The organism is Polynucleobacter sp. MWH-UH23A (genome assembly GCF_040409805.1).
Classification (GTDB): domain Bacteria; phylum Pseudomonadota; class Gammaproteobacteria; order Burkholderiales; family Burkholderiaceae; genus Polynucleobacter.
This window is the reverse complement of sequence record NZ_CP099572.1, coordinates 919,267-943,232: the sequence shown is the minus strand read 5'-3', so window position 1 is coordinate 943,232 and position 23,966 is coordinate 919,267. Positions and strand designations below refer to the sequence as shown.

Here is a 23,966-nt window from a genome sequence, read left to right as displayed (position 1 = left end):
ACTATCTACTAACGCTGGCCTACTTTGACATCACCAAAAACAGACTGGGCCTCACGAGGCAAGCAACGCCAGTAACGTTCATTCGCCTTTACTGTAGCGCCGAGTGCAGCCGCCGCCTCCCATCCCCAGCGAGGTTTATACAAAAATGCTCGAGCTAAGGCAACCAAATCAGCATCTCCTGCTTGCAAAATGGCTTCAGCCTGTTCTGGCTCAGTAATTAAACCCACCGTCATGGTTGGCAAGCCAGATTGATCCTTGACAATCTTAGCGAATGGCACTTGGTAATTTGGTCCTATTGCAATTTTTTGTTTAGGTGAAATACCACCTGAGGAAATATGCACAAAATCACAACCTAAGGGTTTGAGGCGCTTAGCAAACTCAGCAGTTTCTTCAGGAGTCCAGCCCCCTTCGATCCAATCGCTAGCCGAAATACGAATCCCCAAAACGCCTTTATAAGCTTTGCGGACTGCTGCAAATAACTCCAATGGAAAACGGATTCGATTTTCAAAAGAGCCGGCATAAGTATCGGTGCGTTGGTTAGCAATCGGTGATAAAAATTGATGCAGCAAATACCCATGGGCTCCATACAACTCAATCCCATCAATGCCAATGCGATCAGCACGCTGAGCAGCCTTAACAAAGGCATCAATTAGCGCACTGAGCTCTGTAGTCGATAGTTCGTGCGGCAAGCGCTCGCCATCAAGTTGAGGAATAGCAGATGGTGCTAATGTTTCCCAGCCACCTTGATCAACCGAAAGTAGTTGCCCACCATCCCAGGGTGTTGCGCTGGATGCTTTTCGCCCCGCGTGGGCCAATTGAATAAATACTGGTGTAGTTGGCGCCAGTTTTCTGGCACGGCTCAATTTATCCTTTAATGCAGCTTCGGTTCTGTCATCCCATAAGCCCAAGCATGCTGGCGTAATGCGAGCCTCAGGAGTTACAGCAGTAGCCTCAATAATGAATAACCCAGCCCCGCTATTAAGCAAATTCCCCCAATGCATGAGGTGCCAATCAGTAGCCTCGCCATTAACGGCTGAGTATTGACACATTGGCGCCACCACAATGCGATTAGCGAGGGTAAGCGGGCCACGTGGTGAACCAAGGATGAAATTGGAAAAAAGAAGGCTCATAGCTAGGAAAAGGTCTAAATATGGAGTGAAATTACGAAATTTATCGTAAAGGGATAAAATAACAAAAGAAGAATAAACGTGACAGAGAAGTCCTGCAGACCATTGGTCTGAATGGCTTTTTAACCCAAAAAAACCTTATTACTTACTACAAATGACTATGAATGCACCGCAAGCCTTTGAATCAAAAGAAGATATTGGCCACTATGTAGGCGGCTCCGTCCTTAACCCAAAAGACGGACGCTTTGCAGATGTCTACAACCCCGCCAAAGGGGCTGTTGCACGCAGAGTTGCCCTAGCCAGCCGCAAGGAAGCTGATGCTGCTGTAGCAGTTGCTCAAAAGGCATTCGAGGGCTGGAGCCAAACAAGCCCTCTCAGACGCGCTCGCATCCTTTTCAAGTACCTCGAACTGCTCAATGCAAACCGTGATGAATTGGCCGCAATCATTACCGCTGAACACGGCAAGGTATTTACCGATGCTCAAGGTGAAGTGACTCGTGGCATTGAAATCCTCGAATTTGCAACTGGCATTCCAGAGCTGTTAAAAGGCGACTACACCGAACAGGTTTCGACTGATATTGATAACTGGGTTATGCGCCAACCATTGGGTGTTGTTGCTGGTATCACTCCATTTAACTTCCCTGTGATGGTTCCAATGTGGATGTTCCCAATGGCAATCGCCTGCGGCAATACCTTCGTCCTCAAACCTAGTCCAACAGATCCATCTGCATCACTCTTTATGGCCAAGCTACTTAAAGAAGCAGGCTTGCCTGATGGCGTATTCAATGTGGTTCAGGGTGATAAAGAAGCAGTTGATGCTTTGATCGAAAACCCGGATGTGAAAGCAATTAGCTTTGTTGGATCCACTCCCATTGCAAACTATATCTACGAGCGCTGCGCTCACTTTGGCAAACGTTCCCAAGCACTTGGTGGCGCCAAAAACCATATGGTTATCATGCCGGATGCAGATATCGATAAAGCAATTGATGCATTAGTTGGCGCAGCTTATGGCTCCGCAGGCGAACGCTGCATGGCGATTTCAGTAGCGGTGTTAGTGGGTGATGTGGCCGAGAAAATCATGCCAAAATTAATTGAGCGCACCAGAACGCTCAAGGTAAAAAATGGCATGGAACTTGATGCTGAAATGGGCCCTATCGTTACCAAGGCCGCCCTTGAACGCATCACTGGTTATATTGAAAGCGGAGTAGCATCAGGCGCAAAATTGTTGGTGGATGGTCGTGGCTTTAAAGTTCCCGGCAATGAAAATGGCTTCTTCCTGGGCGGAACCTTGTTTGACAATGTCACACCAAACATGAAGATCTACCTCGAAGAAATCTTTGGACCAGTCCTCTCTTGCTTACGTGTTGCTAACTTTACAGAGGCATTAAATCTGGTTAACTCTTGCGAATTTGGCAATGGCGTTGCCTGCTTCACTAGTGACGGCAACATTGCACGTGAATTTGCCCGTCGAGTTCAAGTGGGCATGGTTGGCATCAACGTACCTATTCCAGTTCCCATGGCGTGGCACGGCTTTGGCGGCTGGAAGAAATCTCTGTTTGGCGACATGCATGCTTATGGCAAAGAAGGTGTTCGCTTCTACACCAAGCAGAAGAGCGTGATGCAACGCTGGCCTGAAAGCATTGCCAAAGGGGCTGAATTTGTAATGCCTACCTCAAAATAACGGGCATCGCTTCTAATCTTGGAAGCAAAGCAATAAAAAATGGCGATCTACAGATCGCTATTTTCTTTGGGAATCAGATGTAATTACTGTAGTGTATTTTTAAAAGCAGGAATAATCGGCACAGCCAACACTTCAATGCCCTCCTCCCTTAAAGACTCAGCCTCATCTAAAGTTGTTTGACCTCGAATGCTGCGTTCTGGAGCTTCCTTGTAATGAATCTTTCTAGCCTCCTCAGCAAACGCGGTGCCGACATCCTCCGACTTACCCATCAGCTCTCGCATTCCATTTAAAAAGGCTGCTTGAACCTGAGCTTCTAGCTGGGAATGGTCATTACCTGTTAAGGCAACAACTTCACCAGATCCTACATTTGCGTTGACATCCTCAGAAACGCCAACAACTGTATTAGAAGATTTTGCAATATGAGGGGCCGATGGCATGCGGCTTATTTCTGTGCTGTCACACACAGGACAGGCGAGCATACCCTTGTCCTGCTGAGCGAGACAATCCTCTTCAGAGGCAAACCATCCTTCAAAACGATGATCTAAAGGGCAAGCGAGGTTATAGACTTTCATAAGAGCTAAATGGGGACAAAAATACCAAAATCAATACTCCTATTTTAATAGGAATTGAATTTACCCATAAAACGCCCTAAGAAACTGGCTTAGCCTGAATAAAGCCTCTGCGATACCGGTCTAACCAGTATGCAGAAATAGAAGTTTTTACATCGGTAATCTCACCAGACTCAACCCATCCAAGCAACTGCTCTAAAGGCGCTGCAAAGACATCCAAAAACTCCTCGGCATCCAATCTGCTTCTGCCTGGAGATAAATCCTCGGCGAGATATATATCGATAAATTCAGTCGAATAAGAAATCACAGGATGAATACGACGGATATAACTCCATTTAGCCGCGGTATAGCCAGTCTCCTCCTCTAGTTCACGTTGGGCACACCACAACGGATCTTCACCAGGCTCTAATTTTCCAGCAGGGATTTCAATACAAGCCTTAGCAACGGGATAACGATATTGGCGCTCAAGCAAAATTCTGTCGTCATCTAAGATTGCTACAACTGCCACGGCACCAGGATGAGTTAAATACTCACGCAAAGCAGTCTTGCCATCTGGCAATCTCACTTGATCGCGCTTCATATTCAAAAAGATGCCGCCGTATACATCCACACCATCGATCCGATCTTCACGCAAATGCATATCGCCGATAGGTAAATCATCAAAGGTTTTTTCAGTCATCTTATTTCACCAAATCATGCAGTCAAATTGATTCGCATTAATACGTTCTATCATCACAGCATAGCAATTTCCCATGACGCGATTATGTCGGATTTATTATGGCGAATAGAAAATAATAAAGGCCCCCTCGGGAGCCTTTATAAACAATGCATTCATACTCTATGAGCCAAGCAAGGTACGGCGCATTGCGTCCAAGCAAATACTCATCAAGCTTGCTGGAACAATACCAATAGCCAGCACAAGAACGGTATTCAAACTCAATATCCCCTTTGCAAAGCCTGATCCAGACACGCTTTGCTCATGAGCTGGCTCATCGAAATACATTACCTTAACAACCCTAAGGTAGTAGAAAGCACCAATCAATGAGGCGATTACGGCAATAATCGCCAAGAAAGTATGCTCTGCATCTACCAATGCTTCTAATACGCCTAATTTGGCTGCAAATCCAACTGTTGGCGGTATACCCGCCAATGAGAACATCATTACTAAACCAATGAAGGCAAACCAAGGGTGTTTCTTATTCAATCCCTTTAGCCCCTCCAATGTTTCGCAGTCATACCCCTTGCAAGATAACACCATCAAGAGACCGAAGGTGCCCAACGTTGTTAAAACATAAGTAATGGCATAAAACATAGATGCACTAAAGGCATGATCATCAAATACGGACAACATGCCAAGCAAGACAAAGCCCATTTGCGCAATAGCCGAATAAGCCAGCATGCGCTTTACATTGGTTTGCGCGATCGCTGTCACGTTCCCGACAACCAATGAAAGAATCGCTAATAGTACTAACATTGGCTGCCAGTCGCCCATTAACGGCAATAAGGTATTTACTAGCAATCGGAATACCAAAGCAAAAGCAGCCAGCTTAGGAGCAGCAGCAATCATCAGCGTAACCGCTGTTGGGGCGCCTTGATAAACATCAGGAACCCACATATGAAATGGCACCACGCCAAGCTTAAAGGCCAAGCCAGCTACGATAAACACTAAGCCAAATGCCATTACCAAGTGGTTTACACGTGGGTCTGCAACTGTTTTAAAGATCTCAATAAGGTCTAGTGAGCCTGTAACACCATAGAGCATAGACATGCCGTATAACAAGAAACCAGAAGCCAAAGCACCCAGAATGAAGTACTTGATGCCCGCTTCAACACTCTTCTCGCTACTATGTCGCATTGCTACCAGCGCATACATTGGCAGAGCCATCAACTCCAGACCAAGATAAAGAGTTAATAAATTTGCTCCAGAAATCAAAACAAATTGACCCAACAAAGCCAATAAGACTAGAACAATAAAATCAGGGCGGAATAAAGCGCGATCTGATAAATACTGCTTTGAATAAACTAAGCTTACAAACACCGCTCCGCATGAACATGCTTTAAGCAAGTTGGATAGTGAGTCTGATTGGAATAATCCATTCATGGCAACCAAGGAAACATCATTTAAACGACCAATGAATGCCAAAAAGAGGTAGCCCAAAAGAATTAATGAGAAGAAGTAAACAAAACCTACACCGCGCGGGGTATGAAATATATCTTGCTCTACCCCTGGTACAGACTTTACCTTTTCACGGACATAAACACTAGCTACAAGCAGTACGCAAGCAGCAAGTAGTAAAACGAGTTCCGGCAGGACGGCGTATAGATCGAATGCTTGCATTTGCTTTTACTCAGAGTTTGCTAACAGCAACGTGCTGCAGCAGATTAATTACAGCTGGATGAATGATGTCAGTAAATGGTTTTGGATAAACACCCATACCAATAACGCAAATTGTTAGTACAGTCATCATGAAATATTCACGAGCATTGAGATCTTTCAACTCTTCAACGTGCGCATTATGAACAGCGCCAAAGAATACGCGCTTGACCATCCACAGGGAATAAGCAGCGCCCAGAATCAATGCTGTTGCCGCTAAGATACCAATCACAAAGTCATAATCCACAGCAGCCAAAATCACCATAAACTCACCCACAAAACCGGAGGTGGCTGGTAATCCACAATTGGCCATTGCCATCAGTACTGCAAATGCAGTAAATGCTGGCATGCGATGCACTACGCCACCGTAATCAGCAATTTGACGGGTATGCATGCGGTCATAGAGCACGCCAATAGACAAGAACATTGCGCCCGCCACGAAACCATGTGAAATCATTTGCACGATGCCACCCTCAATGCCCAGAGGACTAAAGAGGAAGAAACCGAGAGTAACAAAGCCCATATGCGCTACTGATGAGTAAGCAACCAGTTTCTTCATATCCTTTTGCACTAAAGCTACTGCGCCAACATAAATCACCGCAACTAGTGATAGGAAAATAACAAAGGGCCCTAGATATTGGCTTGCATCTGGTGCAATTGGCAATGAGAAGCGCAAAAATCCATATGCACCAAGCTTCAACATAATTGCCGCCAAAACCACAGAGCCACCAGTTGGTGCTTCAACGTGCACGTCTGGTAACCATGTGTGTAAAGGCCACATCGGCACTTTGACAGCAAATGCCATAAAGAAAGCGGCAAACAACAAAATTTGCTCAACAATATCAAGGCGTGCATTTTGCCAAGCCAAGATATCAAAGGTATTGGTGACGTTATAGAGATACAGCATCGCAACCAAAGTCAGCAAGGATCCCAACAGGGTATATAAGAAGAACTTAAATGCAGCGTAGATACGGTTATGTCCACCCCATACGCCGATGATGATGTACATCGGAATCAGTGTTGCCTCAAAGAACACATAGAACAACAATGCATCTAATGCAGCAAATACACCGATCATCAATCCAGAAAGGATCATGAAAGATGCCATGTATTGAGACACCTTGGTATCAATCACTTCCCAAGCAGCGATTACAACAAAAATATTGATGAAAGCGGTTAATACGATGAACCACACTGAAATACCATCAATACCTAAGTAATAGTTAATATCGTAACGAGGAATCCAGCTAATCTTTTCTACAAACTGCATACCAGGATTAGCGATATCAAAATTGATAACTAATGGCAGAGTTGCGATAAATCCGATAATCGAGCCAACAAGCGCTAGCCAACGCACTCCAGCAGATGGCTTCTCAGACCCATAAAATAAAATAATGAGTCCAAAAATGATTGGGGTCCAGATGGCGTAAGAAAGAATCATAGTGGCTACTTAAATAACAAAGGCCTAGCGAACAAAAGGCAGGTAAGCATATAAAACCCAGGCTAGTAATACCGCTAAGCCCGCAATCATTGCGAAGGCATAGTGATAAACATAACCAGATTGCAAATGGCGAATGACTCCGGCAAAGCGCCCTACAGTATGAGCACTCCCATTTACCAAGAAGCCATCAATGACCTTTTGATCACCACGGTGCCATAGAATTCCGCCAATCCAAATAAGACCTTTGGCAAATACCGCTTGATTTAAATCGTCCAAGTAGTACTTGTTATCAAAAAGCTTTTTGACTGGCGCAAAAGTCTGAGCAAACTTAGCAGGCATGCTAGGAGCCCATAAATAGCCGATAGCTGCAGTCAGCACACCCAATATAACTAACCCTAATACAGGGGAAGTAAATGCATGAATAGCCATAGCGACTGGGCCATGGAATTCTTCTGCGAGCTCTTTCATGACTGGGTGACGCGCGAGATCAATAAAGATCGAATCGCCAAAGTATGTTCCGAACAGCAACGGAGTAATGGTATAGAAACCAATAATCACTGATGGGATTGCCAATAAAATGAGAGGCAATGTGACGACCAATGGTGACTCATGTGGTTTCTCTCCAGGGGCTAAACCGTGGTGAGCGTGGTCATCACCCTGCTCCGCATGAGCATGGTGATGGTCATGAGAATCTGCATGACCCCAACGTGCTTTGCCATGAAATACCCAGAAATAGAGGCGGAATGAATACAAGGCCGTAACAAATACGCTGGCCATCACCGCAAAGTATGCAAAGCCAGATCCCGGAATATGGCTAGCCGCCACTGCTTCAATAATCGAATCTTTTGAATAGAAGCCTGAGAAGAATGGCGTACCAATTAAGGCTAAGTTACCAAGTAGCATCATGAGGCAAGTAATTGGCATGTATTTCCACAGACCACCCATTTTGCGCATGTCCTGCTCATGGTGCATACCCAAAATTACACTACCCGCTGCAAGGAATAACAAGGCTTTAAAGAATGCATGGGTCATTAAATGGAATATTGCAACTGGGTAAGCAGACACGCCAAGTGCAACTGTCATGTAGCCCAACTGTGAAAGCGTGGAATACGCAACAACGCGCTTGATATCGTTTTGCACGATTCCCAAGAATCCCATAAACAGTGCCGTGATAGAACCAATCACCAAGATGAAGCTAAGAGCAACATCAGAAAGCTCAAACAAAGGTGACATGCGTGACACCATGAAGATACCGGCTGTAACCATAGTTGCTGCGTGAATCAATGCGGAAATTGGGGTTGGACCTTCCATCGAGTCTGGAAGCCAAACGTGCAATGGAAATTGCGCAGACTTACCCATTGCACCAATGAATAAACAAATACATGCAACAGTTAAGAGATTCCAGCCAGTGCCAGGTAATGTTTGTGCGGCTAATGCAGCGTTCTGCGAAAAGATGACGTCATATTGCATAGAGCCTGTGCTTGCAAGCAGCAAACCAATACCCAGAATGAAGCCAAAGTCGCCAACACGATTGACCAAGAAAGCCTTCATGTTTGCAAAAACAGCAGACTGACGCTCGAAGTAAAAGCCAATCAATAAATAGGAAACGACACCCACCGCTTCCCATCCGAAGAAGAGTTGCAATAAATTATTGCTCATCACCAGCATCAACATGGCGAAGGTGAATAAGGAAATATATGAGAAGAAACGGTTGTACCCTTCTTCGCCATGCATGTAACCAATTGTGTAGACATGCACCATTAATGATACGAATGTCACTACGCACATCATGGTTGCCGTCAATGGATCAATTAAGAAACCAATATCTAAATTAAGTTCGCCTAACTGCATCCAGTGATAAACAGTGCCATTGAAATAAAAGCCGTCCATCACCTGAGCTAATACATTGCATGACAAGGCGAAAGCAATCGCCACACCCAAAATTGTTACAAACTGGCAAGCGCCATGACCAATTCGGTTGCCGCCTAATTTAGTGCCAAAGAAACCAGCAATCATGGAGCCAAATAATGGCGCCAATGGAATTGCGCAGAGAACAGGAATCGTTAAGGTTAATTGCATGACTAGCCTTTTAAGTGGTCTAGATCTTCAGCATTAATTGTGTCAACCTTACGGAAGAGCACAACTAAGATTGCTAAGCCGATCGCCGCTTCAGCAGCAGCCACAGTCAAAATAAAGAATACGAATACCTGACCAGCCATATCTCCCAAATAGTGAGAAAAGGCTACAAAATTCATGTTGACTGATAACAACATCAGCTCAATTGCCATTAGCAATACGATCACATTCTTACGATTTAAGAAAATACCAATCACACTGGTGGCAAACAGAATGGCGCTCAACACCAAATAATGAGCTAGAGTAATCGTCATTTCTTTTCTCCTCTAGCATCTTGCTTAGCATTCATATCGGCATCCATCTTGACGATTTTCATACGGTCTGCAGCAACTACATTTACCTGATCATGAATGTTTTGTGACTTCGAATCTTTACGATTACGCAAAGTCAGAGCAACTGCAGCGATGATAGCCACTAACAAAATAACGCCAGCAACCTCAAACGCATATACGTAGTCACCAAAAATCAACATACCCAGAGCTTGTGTATTGCTTGCCATTACTTCTTCGGGCATCAACTGAACTGGCGCATTAGTACCGATGAAACTTCTGATGATGACGATAGATAGCTCAAGAACAATCACGGCACCCATCAAGAATGCGATAGGAAGGAATTTTTTGAAGTCACGACGTAAATGCTCTAAATCCAGGTCCAACATCATCACAACGAAGAGGAACAAAACCATTACCGCACCAACATAAACCAAAATTAATGCTAGGCTCAAAAACTCAGCCTTAAGCAACATCCAGATTCCAGAGGCGCAGAAAAATGCTAGAACTAAAAATAAGGCAGCGTGAACAGGATTGCGAGCTGTAATCACGCGCAAGGCAGAAATCACTAGCAAACCAGCAAAGCCATAAAAAAACATGGCAAATAAAGTGGATGGATCGAATGTCATAGTGTCTTTTGCTCGATTCGATTAACGATAAGGCGCATCAATAGCGCGGTTAGCGGCAATATCTTTTTCATACTTATCGCCTACAGCCAAAAGCATCTCTTTGGTGAAGTACAAGTCACCACGCTTATCGCCAAAATATTCAAAAATATTGGTCTCAACAATTGCGTCTACTGGGCAAGCCTCTTCACAGAATCCACAGAAAATACACTTAGTTAAATCGATGTCATAGCGTGTAGTACGACGGGTTCCATCATCACGCTCCGCCGTCTCGATCGTAATTGCATAGGCTGGGCAGACTGCTTCACATAATTTGCAACCAATGCAACGCTCCTCACCATTTTCGTAGCGACGCAATGCATGCAGTCCGCGGAAACGATTTGACAATGGAGTCTTTTCGTCTGGGTATTGAACAGTAATTTTTGGTTTAAAGAGATAACGACCGGTAATTGACATGCCGGTTAGGATGTCTTTCAACATCAAGCTATCGAGGAATTGGGAAATTTTCTTAAACATGATTGATCAACTTATTTCCAAATATTCCATGGGGATACCACCCATGCACCGATAACCACTACCCAGAATACTGAGATTGGAATGAAGATCTTCCAGCCTAAACGCATAATTTGGTCATAGCGATAGCGTGGCAATGTAGCACGCAGCCAAATAACACAAGACAACAAGAAGAAAGTTTTGCCAAACAGCCAGAAAAAGCCTGGTATATCTCGCAGAATTGGCAAATCAACTATCGGCAACCACCCACCCAAGAACATGATGGATGCAACAGCGGCAATCAAAATCATGTTGGCATATTCAGCTAGGAAGAACATGGCAAAAGACATACCAGAGTACTCAACCATATGGCCAGCAACAATTTCTGACTCACCCTCAACCACGTCAAATGGATGACGATTGGTTTCGGCAACACCAGAAATGAAGTAAATCAAGAACATTGGCAGTAATGGCAACCAATTCCATGACAAGAAATTAAGACCCATATGAGCAAAGTAGCCATGCTCTTGAGATTCAACAATAGCGCTTAAATTTAAAGAGCCGGATGTCAATAACACCGTCACTAATGCAAAGCCCATGGCGATTTCATATGAAATCATTTGCGCTGATGCACGCATTGCACCAAGGAATGGATACTTCGAGTTAGATGACCAACCAGCCAAGATGACACCATATACACCGATAGAGGAAATCGCCATGATGTATAAAAGTCCAGCATTGACGTCCGCCAACATCATCTTCGCTTGGAAAGGAATTACCGCCCATGCTGCGAAAGCTGGCGCAATAACCATAACGGGTGCGATGAAATACAAAACCTTACTGGCTTGAGCAGGAGAAATAATCTCCTTCATCAATAGCTTTAATGCATCAGCAATTGGCTGCAACAAACCTAAAGGGCCAACACGGTTTGGTCCAAGACGAATGTGCATCCAGCCAATTAATTTACGCTCCCACAAAGTTAGATAGGCAACACATCCAAACATTGGTAGAACGATGATGACGATGCGAACTAAAGCCCAAACTAATGGCCATAGTGACCCAAAAATAGCTTCACCTTGAGTTGTAACGAGGTCTAAGAAATTTTCCATCTTGTTCCTTATGCCTTAGTTACGGTTACAGGACCAAACATAGATCCCAATTTTGAGCTGGCAGCTGTGCCCGCTGAAACTCGAACAGTATTTGCAGCTAAATTTGCCTCTAGCGTCGCCGGCATATCAACAGAGGCAGTTCCCTGTGACACGCGCACAGCGTCACCCTCTTTGAGGTTCAATTCTTCAAATAGTTTCTGACCCAAGCCAACTTGATTACCGCGCTTAGCATCTTTGGTTAACTGCAGAGCTGCCGCGCGACGAACAATGAGATCACCTGCATAGATGTTGACATCGGTCAAACGCTCTAATCCAGAGCTTTGTGCAACTGCAGAAACTGAATTGCTAGAACTTTGATTATTTAAGCGAGTGCAGTAGTTGTCGCCTAATGCCTCACCTAAAACTTCTTCTGGTAAGTTGTAGAGGAATCCATCAAGATCTAACAAGCCGCCAAGCACACGCAATACTTTCCATGCCGGGCGTGATTCGCCTAAAGGTTTTACTGAAGGCTGAATAGTCTGTGCTCTACCTTCAGCGTTTACAAATGTAGAAACTGTCTCAGTAAATGGAGTAATCGGCAAAATGACATCGGCCACTTCCATTAAGTCTGCAGACTTAAACGGAGTTAATGCAATGACTGTATTTGACTTTGCTAATGCAGTACGTGCCTTATCTGGATTTGGCAAATCAGCATCAGGCTCGATATTCATTAACAACACTGCGCGACGCTCACCCGATAATACAGAATCAACTCCAGCACCATTAGCGTTTACCAATGAAGCGCCAACCGCATTCCCACCCTCAGGCAAGAAACCTAAAGTGGCATCGGTCTGTGTAGCAATAAATTGTCCAAGCACATGCAGATCGGAAGATTGTGGGTGAGCTGTTGCAGCCGAGCCAAGCAATACTGCGGTATTTGTTCCAGACAGCAAGCTATCAGCAATCTTTTGCGCCGCGGCTGAAATGGTTACTGAAGGTGTTCCAGCGGGAACTGAAACAGACTTTGCCTTTGCGATAGCTTGAGCTACTTCAGCCAAGGAATTTAACCAAGAGCTAGGGGCAGTAACAACACTATTTGCTGGAATTAACCAGTCATCACCACCTGCATCGATGCGTGAAACCTGCAATCCACGCTTAGCAGCAGTACGAAGTCGGGCAGCAATAATGGGCTGATCCTTACGCAAGAAACTGCCGATGATTAGCGCACGATCCAGCTCGCCTAACTTGGCTACAGGCATACCCAACCAAGGAGCAGAAGCTGCGCCAGCAATGTTAGTTTGACGTAGGCGAGTTTCAACTTGGTTGGAACCCAATCCACGCACTATCTTTTGTAGGAGATGCAATTCTTCCGTGCTTGAAATTGGATGAGCCAAGGCACCAATCGATTGAGTACCACTTTCAGAGGAAATGGTCTTTAAAGAGTGGGCCACGTAATCTAATGCAGACTGCCAATCAGTTTCTAGCCACTGTCCACCCTGCTTGACCATTGGCGTAGTCACACGATCAGCGCTATTGAGTCCTTCATAAGAAAAACGATCGCGATCGCTAATCCAGCACTCGTTGATTGCTTCATTTTCTAAAGCAACAACACGCATTACTTTGTTATTTTTAGTCTGAACTGTAGTGTTTGCGCCAAGGCTATCGTGTGGGCTTACAGAACGCTTACGCCCCAATTCCCAAGTACGAGCCTCATAGCGGAACGGCTTGCTTGTTAAAGCGCCAACTGGGCATAAGTCGATCATATTTCCAGAAAGCTCTGAATCCACAGTTTGACCAACAAATGTTGTGATCTCTGAATGCTCGCCACGATTGATCATGCCAAGCTCCATGACGCCAGCAACTTCCTGACCAAAGCGTACGCAACGAGTACAGTGAATACAACGACTCATCTCCTGCATGGAGATGAGTGGGCCCACATTCTTATGAAATACCACACGCTTTTCTTCTTCATAGCGTGAATTGGATTTGCCATAACCAACTGCTAAATCCTGAAGTTGACATTCACCACCTTGGTCGCAAATTGGGCAATCCAGTGGATGGTTAATAAGCAAGAACTCCATTACTGAGCGCTGCGCCTCCACCGCCTTTGCGGAGTGCGTGAATACCTTCATACCTTGGGTCACTGGTGTTGCGCAAGCAGGCAATGGCTTTGGAGCCTTCTCTACTTCCACCAAGCACATACGGCAGTTAGCAGCAATTGATAGCTTCTTGTGATAGCAGAAATGCGGTACATACGTCCCTAGCTTGTTCGCGGCGTGCATCACCATCGAACCTTGCGGAACTTCTACCGTCTTACCATCTAATTCGATTTCAACCATGCTCACTTTTAGGTGTCCCGTACTCAATAACTTATAAAGGTTTCGCAGAATCTAAGCAGCGCTTATGTTCAACGTGATACGCAAATTCATCCATGTAATGCTTCAACATGCCACGTACTGGCATAGCGGCAGCGTCACCCAATGCACAAATCGTGCGCCCCTGAATATTTGCAGCAACGTCATTTAACAAATCTAGATCCTCTGGTCGGCCTAGACCATGTTCAATGCGATGAACAATGCGCCATAACCAGCCTGTACCTTCGCGACATGGTGTGCACTGGCCACATGATTCTTCATGATAGAAATAAGACAAGCGCTCTAATGCGCGCACCATACAACGAGTCTCATTCATCACAATCACAGCGCCGGATCCCAACATCGAACCAGCTTTAGCGATGCAGTCGTAATCCATTGTTAGATCCATCATTTGCGCACCAGGAATAACCGGAGCAGATGAACCGCCTGGAATAACGGCTTTAATTGCTTTGCCATCACGCATTCCACCTGCCAACTTCAAGAGTTCGGCAAAAGGTGTGCCTAATGGAATTTCATAGTTTCCAGGGTGGGCTACGTCACCAGACACAGAGAAAATCTTTGTGCCGCCATTGTTTGGTTTACCAAGATCCAAATAGGCCTGACCGCCAATTGCCAAAATGAATGGCACCGCTGCGAAGGTCTCAGTATTGTTAATTGTTGTTGGCTTGCCATACAAACCAAAGCTTGCAGGGAATGGTGGCTTAAAGCGTGGCTGCCCCTTTTTACCTTCCAGGGATTCGAGCAACGCAGTTTCTTCACCACAAATGTATGCACCCCAACCTGGCGCCGCATGCAATTGGAAGGAGAAATCACTACCTAAAATTTTGTCACCTAGATATCCAGCAGCGCGGGCCTCTTCCAAAGCCTCTTCAAAGCGTGAGTACACTTCCCAGATTTCACCATGAATATAGTTGTAACCCGCGCTAATACCCATGGTGTATGCACCAATAATCATGCCTTCAATCAAGGCATGTGGGTTGTAACGCATGATGTCGCGGTCTTTAAATGTGCCCGGTTCGCCTTCGTCGCTATTGCACACCAAATATTTTTGACCGGGGAACTGACGTGGCATAAAACTCCACTTCAATCCTGTTGGGAAGCCAGCGCCCCCACGGCCACGCAAAGAAGAAGCCTTTAACTCAGCGATGATGGAATCCGGAGTAACCTTGTCATTAATTAAACGACGCAATTGTTGATAGCCACCGCGGCTTTCGTAATCTTTTAAACGCCAGTTATTGCCATTCAATCCAGCAAGGATCAAAGGCTTAATGTGACGATCGTGCAAGCTGGTCATGCTGCTTTCCCTTCTGCACGGAGCTCATTTAATAGAGCATCAATCTTTTCTTTACTCATAAAGCTGCACATGCGCTTGTCATTTACCAACATGACAGGTGAGTCACCACAAGCACCCATGCACTCGCCCTCTTTAAGGGTAAACGTACCGCATGGAGTAGTTTCGTTAAAGCCGATACCTAAAGTTTCTTTTAAGTATGTAGCTGCGGTTTCACCATGTGTTAACTGGCATGGCAAGTTTGTGCAGATTACCAATTTGTACTTGCCAATCGGTTTGGTGTTGTACATGTTGTAGAAAGTTGCCACTTCCTCAACTGCAATCGTTGGCATTTCTAAAATTTGAGCAACAGTAGCAATCACCTCTGGTGATACCCAACCCACCTCAGTTTGGGCGGCGATCAATGAAGCCATTACTGCAGACTGCTTTTGCTCTGGGGGATATTTCGCAACATTGCGGGCAATATCTGCCAGCGTTTTATCGGATAGTTGAAGAGTTGTTGTCATTGAATAATCCTTGGCACGCTTATTAGCGGTCAATCTCCCCGAACACAATATCTTGCGTACCAATAATGGTTACAGCATCAGCCAGCATATGACCACGAGACATCTCATCCATCGCCGACAAATGAACAAATCCTGGCGCACGAATCTTCATGCGGTATGGCTTATTGGCTCCATCAGAAATCAAATAGATACCAAACTCACCCTTAGGATGCTCAACGGCGGAGTACGCCTCACCATCTGGAACGTGAATGCCCTCAGTAAATAACTTAAAGTGGTGAATCAATTCTTCCATATTGGTTTTCATATCCACGCGCTTAGGTGGAGAAACCTTATGGTTATCGCTCATCACAGGACCAGGATTTGCTTTTAACCAAGCAACGCACTGTTTAATAATGCGATTTGATTGGCGCATTTCTTCCATGCGAACTAAATAGCGGTCATAAGAATCACCATTTACACCCACTGGAATATCAAAGTCGAGGCGGTCATACACTTCGTATGGCTGCTTCTTACGCAAATCCCATTCAATACCAGAGCCACGAAGCATTGGGCCAGTGAAGCCTAATTGCAAAGCACGCTCAGGGCTTACCACGCCGATGTTCACGAGACGTTGCTTCCAAATACGGTTATCAGTCAGAAGATTGCAATACTCATCAACGTTTGCATCAAAGCCATTGCTAAATTGCTCAATGAAATCAAGTAATGTTCCGCTACGGTTTTCATTTAAACGTTTTAGAGCTGATGCACTGCGAATCTTGGATTTGTTGTACTGAGCCATTTGATCTGGCAAATCACGATATACGCCACCCGGACGATAGTAAGCGGCATGCATACGAGCACCTGATACTGCCTCGTACATATCAAAGATATCTTCACGGTCACGGAATGCGTACAAGAACACTGCCATCGCGCCGACGTCTAATCCGTGGCAACCAATCCAAAGCAAGTGGTTCAACAAGCGTGTGAGCTCGTCATACATAACGCGAATGTATTGAGCGCGCAATGGAACATCCACTTGCAGCAATTTTTCGATTGCCATAACATAAGCATGCTCATTGGACATCATAGATACATAGTCCAAACGATCCATGTATGGAACGTTCTGAATCCAAGTACGTGTCTCCGCTAATTTTTCGGTAGCGCGATGCAATAAACCAATATGTGGGTCTGCACGCTGAATTACCTCGCCATCAAGCTCAAGAACAAGGCGTAAAACGCCGTGTGCCGCAGGATGCTGAGGACCAAAATTGAGGGTGTAGTTCTTAATCTGTGCCATGACTTAAGCCTGACCTCCATACTGCTCTTCACGAACAATGCGAGGAGTAATTTCACGTGCTTCAATCGTTACTGGCTGATAAACAACGCGCTTTAACTCGGGGTCATAACGCATTTCCACGTTACCGCTAATTGGGAAATCTTTTCTAAATGGATGACCGATAAAGCCATAGTCAGTCAAGATGCGGCGTAGATCTTCGTGACCTTCAAAAATGATTCCGTAGAGGTCAAATGCTTCACGTTCGAACCAGTTAGCAGAGTTCCAAACCGAAGTAATAGAAGCAAGCAATGGATAGCTATCATCTGGAGCAAATACGCGTACGCGCAAACGCCAGTTATGCTCTAAAGACAATAAGTGACTGACAACGCCAAAGCGTTGACCGCTCCAAGTACCATCACGGTAATCTTGGTAATCAACGCCACATAAATCAATTAATTGTTCAAACGCTAAGGATGGATCATCGCGAAGCATCAAAGCAGACTCAAGATAAGCATCTGCTTTTACGGTAACTGTTACTTCGCCAAGAGCGATCTCAACTGATTGGATACGCTGACCCAAAACTTTTTCTAGGTTAGTGGCTAATTGAACCAAACGATCTGACATGCTTTAGGCCTTCCGCGCGATAGTGCTGGTGCGAGTGATCTTCGATTGCAACTGAATAATTCCGTAGATCAACGCTTCGGCAGTTGGAGGGCAGCCAGGGACATAAATGTCGACTGGAACAATGCGGTCACAACCGCGCACCACTGAATAAGAGTTATGGTAGTAACCGCCACCATTTGCACAGGAACCCATGGAAATTACCCAACGTGGTTCAGGCATCTGGTCATATACCTTGCGTAAAGCTGGAGCCATTTTGTTGCACAAAGTTCCAGCAACAATCATGAGATCTGACTGACGCGGTGATGGACGGAAAACAACGCCAAAACGATCCAAGTCATAACGGGAAGCGCCCGCATGCATCATCTCAACTGCGCAACAAGCAAGACCAAAGGTCATTGGCCATAAAGAACCGTTACGGGTCCAGTTAATCAGCTGATCAGCTGTCGTTGTTACAAAACCTTCTTTAAGAACGCCTTCTAATGCCATATCGATCACTCCCAGTCGAGAGCGCCCTTTTTCCAGATATATACAAATCCCACAATGAATTCCAAGAGGAAGATCACCATAGAGGCGTAGCCAAACCAGCCTAGATCACGCAATGCAACGCCCCAAGGAAAGAGGAATGCGGTTTCAAGGTCAAACAAAATAAAGAGGATGGCAATGAGGTAATAGCGCACGTCAAACTTCATACGCGCATCTTCGAAAGCTTCAAAACCGCACTCATATGGCGACAATTTTTCAGCATCGGGCTTCGAAGGAGCCAAAATTTTTCCAAGGAACATGGGCACTAATCCAACCCCAATTCCTACGAGGATGAAAAGCAGAACAGGAAAGTAATTAGCGAGATTCAAAATAGCCCTGTGTTCGTCTAGTAAACCTTTAAAAACAGCAAATTATTCATTATTCCACTGCAAGCTCTATTGATTTAGAGCAAAAACCCTTACAGATTCTGCATTTTTGGTGCCGACGGCGAGACTCGAACTCGCACAGCCTAAGCCACTACCCCCTCAAGATAGCGTGTCTACCAATTTCACCACGTCGGCATCTTGCAAAACCCATCAATTCTACTGCATTGCACCACTCACTATCCTCAAAAAAGAGGCAAGAAAAGCGGTAAAAGACTACTTTTTACTTCGGAACCGCCGGTTTGCTGGGGTCTTGAGCAGGAGTAGCAGGCGCTGCTGGGGCAGCGACTGGAGCTACCGTTCCAGAGAGAACGCCGGGACTGACTTCCTTCTTATTCCCAAGCCAGGTAATGCCAATAGTGCTGATAAAAAATACAGCTGCAAATATAGCGGTTGTATGGGACAGGAAGTTGGCTGAACCACTGGCGCCGAACAAACTACCAGAGGCTCCTGAACCAAAAGCAGCCCCCATATCTGCGCCCTTACCTTGTTGCAAAAGAACAAGCAAAATCACAGCCAATGCTGAAATGACCTGCAACACGATTAATAAAGTCTTAAACCATTCCACAACTTTTCTCCAATAAAAAACTATGCTCTACAGATAGCTAGAAAGTCCTGCGCATCTAAAGATGCGCCACCAACCAAGCCGCCATCAATATCGGGCATGGCAAACAATTCAACAGCATTATCAGACTTAACGCTGCCACCATACAAAATTCCAACATGCGATGCAACATCTTCATCAAACTCTGCCAATTGAAGACGAATATGCCGGTGCATATCTTGAGCAATTTGTGCGCTAGCTACTTTTCCAGTTCCAATTGCCCATACTGGTTCATAAGCAATTAAGCAGTCGGCTAAACGATCTTGCAATACATTTACCTGCTTTGCCACCTGCGCACAAACAACCTCCTCAGCCCTACCAGAATTACGCTCATCAAGGGTCTCGCCAACACAAATAATGGGCGTCATGCCATTGTCTAGCGCCTGCAATGCCTTTGCAGCAACTGTCTCATCAGCCTCATGGTGCATCTGGCGACGCTCAGAATGGCCGACAATGACATACTGGCAACCTATTTCTTTCAACATGCTGGCGCTTGCTTCACCGGTATATGCGCCTGATGATTGCGAAGAAACATCTTGGGCACCCAAACTTAAAAAAGCAATGGAATGCTCCTGAATTAATTTGCCACATTGTTGCAAATACGGAAATGGTGGACAAACTACAAATTTACGACCAGCAGGCATACCGCTTTGCATACCTTGAGCAACTGCTTTTATCCAATCTTGATTGTTGACAAGACTGCCATTCATTTTCCAGTTGCCAACGATGATGAGTGGACGCATAGGATTGATAGAGCCGTTATACCGTTAAAACAATTTTGCCTACGTGCTCTGATGACTCCATCAAGCGATGAGCATCTGCGGCCTGATCCAATGTAAATGTCTTGTATATGGCTGGTTTTAGCTTACCCGCGTTCAACAATGGCCAGACATTGTCATGTAACTGTTTAGTAATTTGCTTCTTAAATGAAACAGGGCGAGGACGTAATGTTGAACCTGTAATCGTGAGACGGCGACGCAATATCTGATTAGTACTGACTTCGGCCTTAGAACCACCTTGGATAGCGATAATCACAATACGACCATCATCAGCCAAGCAATCGATCTCACGCTGAACGTAAGCACCTGTGACCATGTCTAGAATGACATTCACGCCTTTGCCATCAGTGGCTTTTTTAACTTCCTCGACAAAGTCTTGGGTTTTGTAATTGATTGCAAGATCAGCGCCCAGTTTCAAACAAGCAGCGCACTTCTCATCTGTGCCAGCAGTGACAAAAACCTTATGGCCCAAAGCCTTTGCGAGCAAGATGGCAGTAACGCCAATCCCGCTTGAACCACCCTGTACCAACAAAGTCTCACCCTCAGATAACTCGCCACGCATGAAAACATTACTCCACACGGTATAGAAAGTCTCAGGCAATGCTGCTGCCTCTTGATCAGTAAAGCCAGTTGGGTAAGGTAAGCACTGCGCAACAGGGGCAGTACAAAGGTCTGCATATCCACCGCCCTGCACCAATGCACAAACCTTATCGCCAAGCTTTAGACCAAAAGCATTATCAGCATGTGATAAATCACCGCCAATAATTTCACCAGCAACTTCAAGACCAGGAATATCAGATGCGCCTACAGGAACTGGGTAATGCCCTTTACGTTGCAAAACATCGGGGCGATTAATTCCCGCAGCCAAAACCTTAATTAAAACCTCGCCAGATCCCGCAGATGGAACTACAGGATCAGGACGAGTGCTAGGCACCAGCATTTCTGGTGCGCCATATTCTTTGATCTCAATAACGCGCATGAACTATCCTTACCAGTGATCTAGATCAGAACTTAAGTAGTCTCACCGGTTGGGGCAGGAGCTGCATCAGCTGCACCTGCCAAAGGAGCAATCGTGCCACCCTCATCAGCCATTGCAGCCTTGAGAGATAAGCGCAAACGACCACGTTCATCAGCAGCAAGCAACTTCACACGAACTATCTGACCTTCTTGCAAATAGTCTTTAACTTCTTTTACACGCTCATTTGAAATCTCGGAGATATGCAGAAGACCGTCTTTACCAGGAAGAATGTTTACTAAAGCGCCAAATTCGAGCAGCTTAACTACTGGACCTTCATAGATCTTGCCCACTTCAGCTTCTGCAGTAATACCTTCGATACGTGATTTCGCTTCAGCCAAACCATCCGCATTGGTAGAGGCAATTGTTACAGTACCGTCATCTTGAATATCGATGCTGCAACCAGTTTCCTTGGTCAAGGCCTGGATAGTTGCGCCACCCTTACCGATCACTTCACGAATCTTGTCTGGATGAATCTTGAATGACACCATGCGTGGAGCATGAGCTGACAACTCCGTACGCACAGAGCCCATAGCTTCTTGCATCTTGCTCAAGATATGCAGGCGACCTTCTTTAGCCTGAGCTAATGCAACCTGCATGATTTCTTTAGTAATACCTTGTACTTTGATATCCATCTGCAATGCAGTGATGCCATTAGCTGTACCAGCAACCTTGAAGTCCATGTCACCTAAGTGATCTTCGTCACCCAAGATGTCGGTTAGAACCGCGAAGCGATTGCCGTCCAAAATCAAGCCCATTGCAACACCAGCAACATGAGCCTTTACTGGAACACCGGCATCCATCATTGCTAGGCAGCCACCGCAAACAGAAGCCATGGATGAAGAACCATTAGATTCAGTAATTTCAGATACCACACGAATGCTGTATGCAAAATCTTCTGGACTTGGCAATACAGGAATCAACGCGCGCTTTGCCAAGCGGCCATGGCCAATTTCACGGCGCTTAGGACTGCCTACGCGACCAGTTTCGCCAGTAGCAAATGGAGGCATGTTGTAGTGAAACATGAAGCGGTCGCGGTATTCACCTTCAAGCGCATCAATGATTTGCTCATCACGTGCTGTACCCAAAGTAGCAACAACGAGCGCCTGAGTTTCACCACGAGTAAATAATGCTGAACCATGAGTGCGTGGCAATACGCCATTGCGAATCTCAATCGGACGAACAGTGCGCGTGTCACGGCCATCAATACGTGGCTCGCCATTCAAAATCTGACTACGAACAATCTTAGCTTCGATTTCAAACAAGATATTGCCAACAGCAACATCATCCACTTCACCTTCTTCAGCCAATTTCGCTAAAACTTCCTTAGTAATTGCCTTGAGCTTGTCAGAACGTGCGCCTTTCTGACGGATTTGATATGCCTCACGCAATGGGCCTTCAGCCAATGCTGAAACCTTGGCAATCAATGGCTCATCTTTAGGGGCTGCTTGCCAATCCCACTCTGGCTTACCTGCTTCACGAACCAAATCATTAATCGCATTAATCGCGGTTTGCATTTGCTCATGACCATACACAACGGCGCCCAACATAACTTCTTCAGAAAGTTGGTTCGCTTCAGATTCCACCATCAATACAGCAGCTTGTGTACCAGCAACGATTAAATCGAGCTCACTAGTTGTTTGCTCTGCACGAGTTGGGTTTAATAAATACTGGCCATTTGCATAGCCCACGCGAGCCGCGCCAACAGGACCGCTAAATGGAATGCCAGAAACAGCCAATGCTGCAGATGCTGCGATCAACGCAGGAATATCAGATGGCACATCTGGGTTAATAGACAACACATGCACTACAACCTGAACTTCGTTGTAGAAACCCTCTGGGAACAAAGGACGAATAGGACGATCAATCAAGCGAGAAATTAATGTCTCACCTTCAGATGGACGACCTTCACGACGGAAGAAGCCACCAGGAATCTTACCTGCAGCATAGGTCTTCTCAAGATAATCTACTGTTAATGGGAAAAAGTCTTGGCCTGGCTTAGCAGTCTTAGAAGCAACTACTGTGCCCATTACCACGGTGTCATCCACGTTAACGATTACGGCACCACCGGCTTGACGAGCGATCTCGCCTGTTTCCATGGTTACTTGATGGTTGCCCCATTGAAAACTCTTTACTGCCTTTTTAAACATACTCATTTTTGATTCTCTCCAAATTATTCACGCAATACTCACATGAGCACTACGTTTGCCGTGAGATAAAGCAGCGCCACGACAACACTGGAGCGATTGAAGATTTCAAGGGATGCCATTCCAGGGAGACTCTGATTTTCCCACTCAGAAACTCATTGGAATGACACGATCCCCTACACAAATAATCTAAAAGCGCTCAAAAAAACATGCCACCTTCTTAAGACTGATTCAGTGAAGAAACAACCCTAAGCAAGATGGCATTGCAATACTGATAAGAATTACTTACGGAGACCTAATTTCTCGATCAATGCGCGATAGCGATCCAGATCTTTGCCTTTGAGGTAATCCAAGAGGCGACGGCGACGTGAAACCATCTTTAACAAACCGCGACGGCTGTGATGGTCTTTAGCGTTAGCCTTGAAATGGGGGGTTAATTCATTGATGCGGGCTGTTAGCAATGAAACTTGAACTTCAGGGCTACCCGTATCGTTTGCGCTGCGCGCGTTTTCTTTGACGATTTCCGCCGTTTTAATATCAGCAACTGCCATTTTTAATACTCCTAACTTGCGAACACCTGAGCTTTCACCCAATTTGTGTCGTGCTTAATTAAACAAAAAAATACTTCAATAAAAAACTAAAAAAGCTTTATAAATCAAAGC

Annotated in this window: 23 protein-coding genes and 1 tRNA gene; 1 reads left to right on the top strand and 23 read right to left on the bottom strand. The window is 45.4% G+C overall.

From position 1 onward, the window contains the following. Positions 1-8: 8 nt before the first annotated feature. A complete protein-coding gene (locus tag NHB35_RS04980) occupies positions 9-1,130 on the bottom strand; it encodes an NADH:flavin oxidoreductase/NADH oxidase (protein WP_353433278.1) in 1,122 nt (373 codons plus the stop codon). Between the two features lie 157 nt (positions 1,131-1,287). Here NHB35_RS04980 and NHB35_RS04975 point away from each other — a divergent pair, with 157 nt between their 5' ends. After that, positions 1,288-2,808: a CoA-acylating methylmalonate-semialdehyde dehydrogenase gene (locus tag NHB35_RS04975; protein ID WP_353433277.1), complete on the top strand. Its 1,521-nt coding sequence runs from the start codon at positions 1,288-1,290 to the stop codon at positions 2,806-2,808. Between the two features lie 83 nt (positions 2,809-2,891). Here NHB35_RS04975 and NHB35_RS04970 read toward each other — a convergent pair whose 3' ends face one another. The 22 genes from NHB35_RS04970 to rpsO all read right to left on the bottom strand — a co-directional run bounded on the left by NHB35_RS04970 (position 2,892) and on the right by rpsO (position 23,855). Continuing rightward, positions 2,892-3,380: a DUF1178 family protein gene (locus tag NHB35_RS04970; protein ID WP_353433276.1), complete on the bottom strand. Its 489-nt coding sequence runs from the start codon at positions 3,378-3,380 to the stop codon at positions 2,892-2,894. A gap of 76 nt (positions 3,381-3,456) precedes the next feature. After that, positions 3,457-4,056 carry an NUDIX hydrolase gene (locus NHB35_RS04965; RefSeq protein WP_353433275.1) on the bottom strand — a complete coding sequence of 200 codons (600 nt, stop codon included), beginning with the start codon at positions 4,054-4,056 and terminating at the stop codon, positions 3,457-3,459. A gap of 159 nt (positions 4,057-4,215) precedes the next feature. Next, positions 4,216-5,715: an NADH-quinone oxidoreductase subunit NuoN gene (nuoN, locus tag NHB35_RS04960; RefSeq protein WP_353433274.1), complete on the bottom strand. Its 1,500-nt coding sequence runs from the start codon at positions 5,713-5,715 to the stop codon at positions 4,216-4,218. A gap of 10 nt (positions 5,716-5,725) precedes the next feature. Next, a complete protein-coding gene (locus NHB35_RS04955) occupies positions 5,726-7,192 on the bottom strand; it encodes an NADH-quinone oxidoreductase subunit M (protein WP_353433273.1) in 1,467 nt (488 codons plus the stop codon). A 24-nt stretch (positions 7,193-7,216) separates the two neighbouring features. Beyond that, entirely contained in the window at positions 7,217-9,271 is a 2,055-nt protein-coding gene (gene nuoL / locus NHB35_RS04950; RefSeq protein WP_353433272.1) for an NADH-quinone oxidoreductase subunit L, read from the bottom strand. Between the two features lie 2 nt (positions 9,272-9,273). Then, positions 9,274-9,582 carry an NADH-quinone oxidoreductase subunit NuoK gene (gene nuoK / locus NHB35_RS04945; RefSeq protein ID WP_114638655.1) on the bottom strand — a complete coding sequence of 103 codons (309 nt, stop codon included), beginning with the start codon at positions 9,580-9,582 and terminating at the stop codon, positions 9,274-9,276. Beyond that, on the bottom strand, positions 9,579-10,226 hold the full coding sequence (locus NHB35_RS04940; protein ID WP_353433271.1) for an NADH-quinone oxidoreductase subunit J: 648 nt from the start codon (positions 10,224-10,226) through the stop codon (positions 9,579-9,581). Before NHB35_RS04940 ends, nuoK begins: the two co-directional genes overlap by 4 nt. 21 nt (positions 10,227-10,247) lie before the next feature. Beyond that, a complete protein-coding gene (nuoI, locus tag NHB35_RS04935; protein ID WP_215317688.1) occupies positions 10,248-10,739 on the bottom strand; it encodes an NADH-quinone oxidoreductase subunit NuoI in 492 nt (163 codons plus the stop codon). Between the two features lie 11 nt (positions 10,740-10,750). Next, positions 10,751-11,824, bottom strand: a complete 1,074-nt coding sequence (gene nuoH / locus NHB35_RS04930; RefSeq protein WP_353433270.1) for an NADH-quinone oxidoreductase subunit NuoH — start codon at positions 11,822-11,824, stop codon at positions 10,751-10,753. An 8-nt stretch (positions 11,825-11,832) separates the two neighbouring features. After that, positions 11,833-14,142, bottom strand: coding sequence for an NADH-quinone oxidoreductase subunit NuoG (nuoG, locus tag NHB35_RS04925; RefSeq protein WP_353433269.1), 2,310 nt, complete (start codon positions 14,140-14,142; stop codon positions 11,833-11,835). 31 nt (positions 14,143-14,173) lie between these two features. Continuing rightward, positions 14,174-15,472 carry an NADH-quinone oxidoreductase subunit NuoF gene (gene nuoF / locus NHB35_RS04920; RefSeq protein WP_353433268.1) on the bottom strand — a complete coding sequence of 433 codons (1,299 nt, stop codon included), beginning with the start codon at positions 15,470-15,472 and terminating at the stop codon, positions 14,174-14,176. Next, positions 15,469-15,975 (bottom strand): NADH-quinone oxidoreductase subunit NuoE, encoded by a 507-nt coding sequence (nuoE, locus tag NHB35_RS04915; protein ID WP_173955649.1) that lies wholly within the window; start codon positions 15,973-15,975, stop codon positions 15,469-15,471. The genes nuoF and nuoE overlap by 4 nt, the downstream gene beginning before the upstream one ends. 22 nt (positions 15,976-15,997) lie before the next feature. Beyond that, on the bottom strand, positions 15,998-17,251 hold the full coding sequence (locus tag NHB35_RS04910) for an NADH-quinone oxidoreductase subunit D (protein WP_353433267.1): 1,254 nt from the start codon (positions 17,249-17,251) through the stop codon (positions 15,998-16,000). 3 nt (positions 17,252-17,254) lie between these two features. Then, positions 17,255-17,854 (bottom strand): NADH-quinone oxidoreductase subunit C, encoded by a 600-nt coding sequence (locus tag NHB35_RS04905; protein WP_353433266.1) that lies wholly within the window; start codon positions 17,852-17,854, stop codon positions 17,255-17,257. A gap of 3 nt (positions 17,855-17,857) precedes the next feature. Next, the gene (locus NHB35_RS04900; RefSeq protein WP_114638664.1) at positions 17,858-18,340 is read right to left on the bottom strand and encodes an NADH-quinone oxidoreductase subunit B; all 483 of its coding nucleotides are present in this window, start codon (positions 18,338-18,340) and stop codon (positions 17,858-17,860) included. Between the two features lie 5 nt (positions 18,341-18,345). After that, complete coding sequence (locus tag NHB35_RS04895) at positions 18,346-18,705, bottom strand: NADH-quinone oxidoreductase subunit A (protein ID WP_068948474.1); 360 nt, start codon at positions 18,703-18,705, stop codon at positions 18,346-18,348. Between the two features lie 107 nt (positions 18,706-18,812). After that, a tRNA-Leu gene (locus NHB35_RS04890) sits at positions 18,813-18,897 on the bottom strand. Between the two features lie 85 nt (positions 18,898-18,982). Continuing rightward, entirely contained in the window at positions 18,983-19,327 is a 345-nt protein-coding gene (gene secG / locus NHB35_RS04885) for a preprotein translocase subunit SecG (RefSeq protein ID WP_353433265.1), read from the bottom strand. Between the two features lie 20 nt (positions 19,328-19,347). Beyond that, positions 19,348-20,106: a triose-phosphate isomerase gene (gene tpiA / locus NHB35_RS04880; protein ID WP_353433264.1), complete on the bottom strand. Its 759-nt coding sequence runs from the start codon at positions 20,104-20,106 to the stop codon at positions 19,348-19,350. Positions 20,107-20,122: 16 nt separating this feature from the next. Continuing rightward, a complete protein-coding gene (locus tag NHB35_RS04875; RefSeq protein ID WP_353433263.1) occupies positions 20,123-21,121 on the bottom strand; it encodes an NAD(P)H-quinone oxidoreductase in 999 nt (332 codons plus the stop codon). 32 nt (positions 21,122-21,153) lie between these two features. Then, positions 21,154-23,313 carry a polyribonucleotide nucleotidyltransferase gene (gene pnp / locus NHB35_RS04870; RefSeq protein ID WP_353433262.1) on the bottom strand — a complete coding sequence of 720 codons (2,160 nt, stop codon included), beginning with the start codon at positions 23,311-23,313 and terminating at the stop codon, positions 21,154-21,156. A 272-nt stretch (positions 23,314-23,585) separates the two neighbouring features. After that, the gene (gene rpsO / locus NHB35_RS04865) at positions 23,586-23,855 is read right to left on the bottom strand and encodes a 30S ribosomal protein S15 (protein ID WP_068323724.1); all 270 of its coding nucleotides are present in this window, start codon (positions 23,853-23,855) and stop codon (positions 23,586-23,588) included. Between the last annotated feature and the right edge of the window lie 111 nt (positions 23,856-23,966).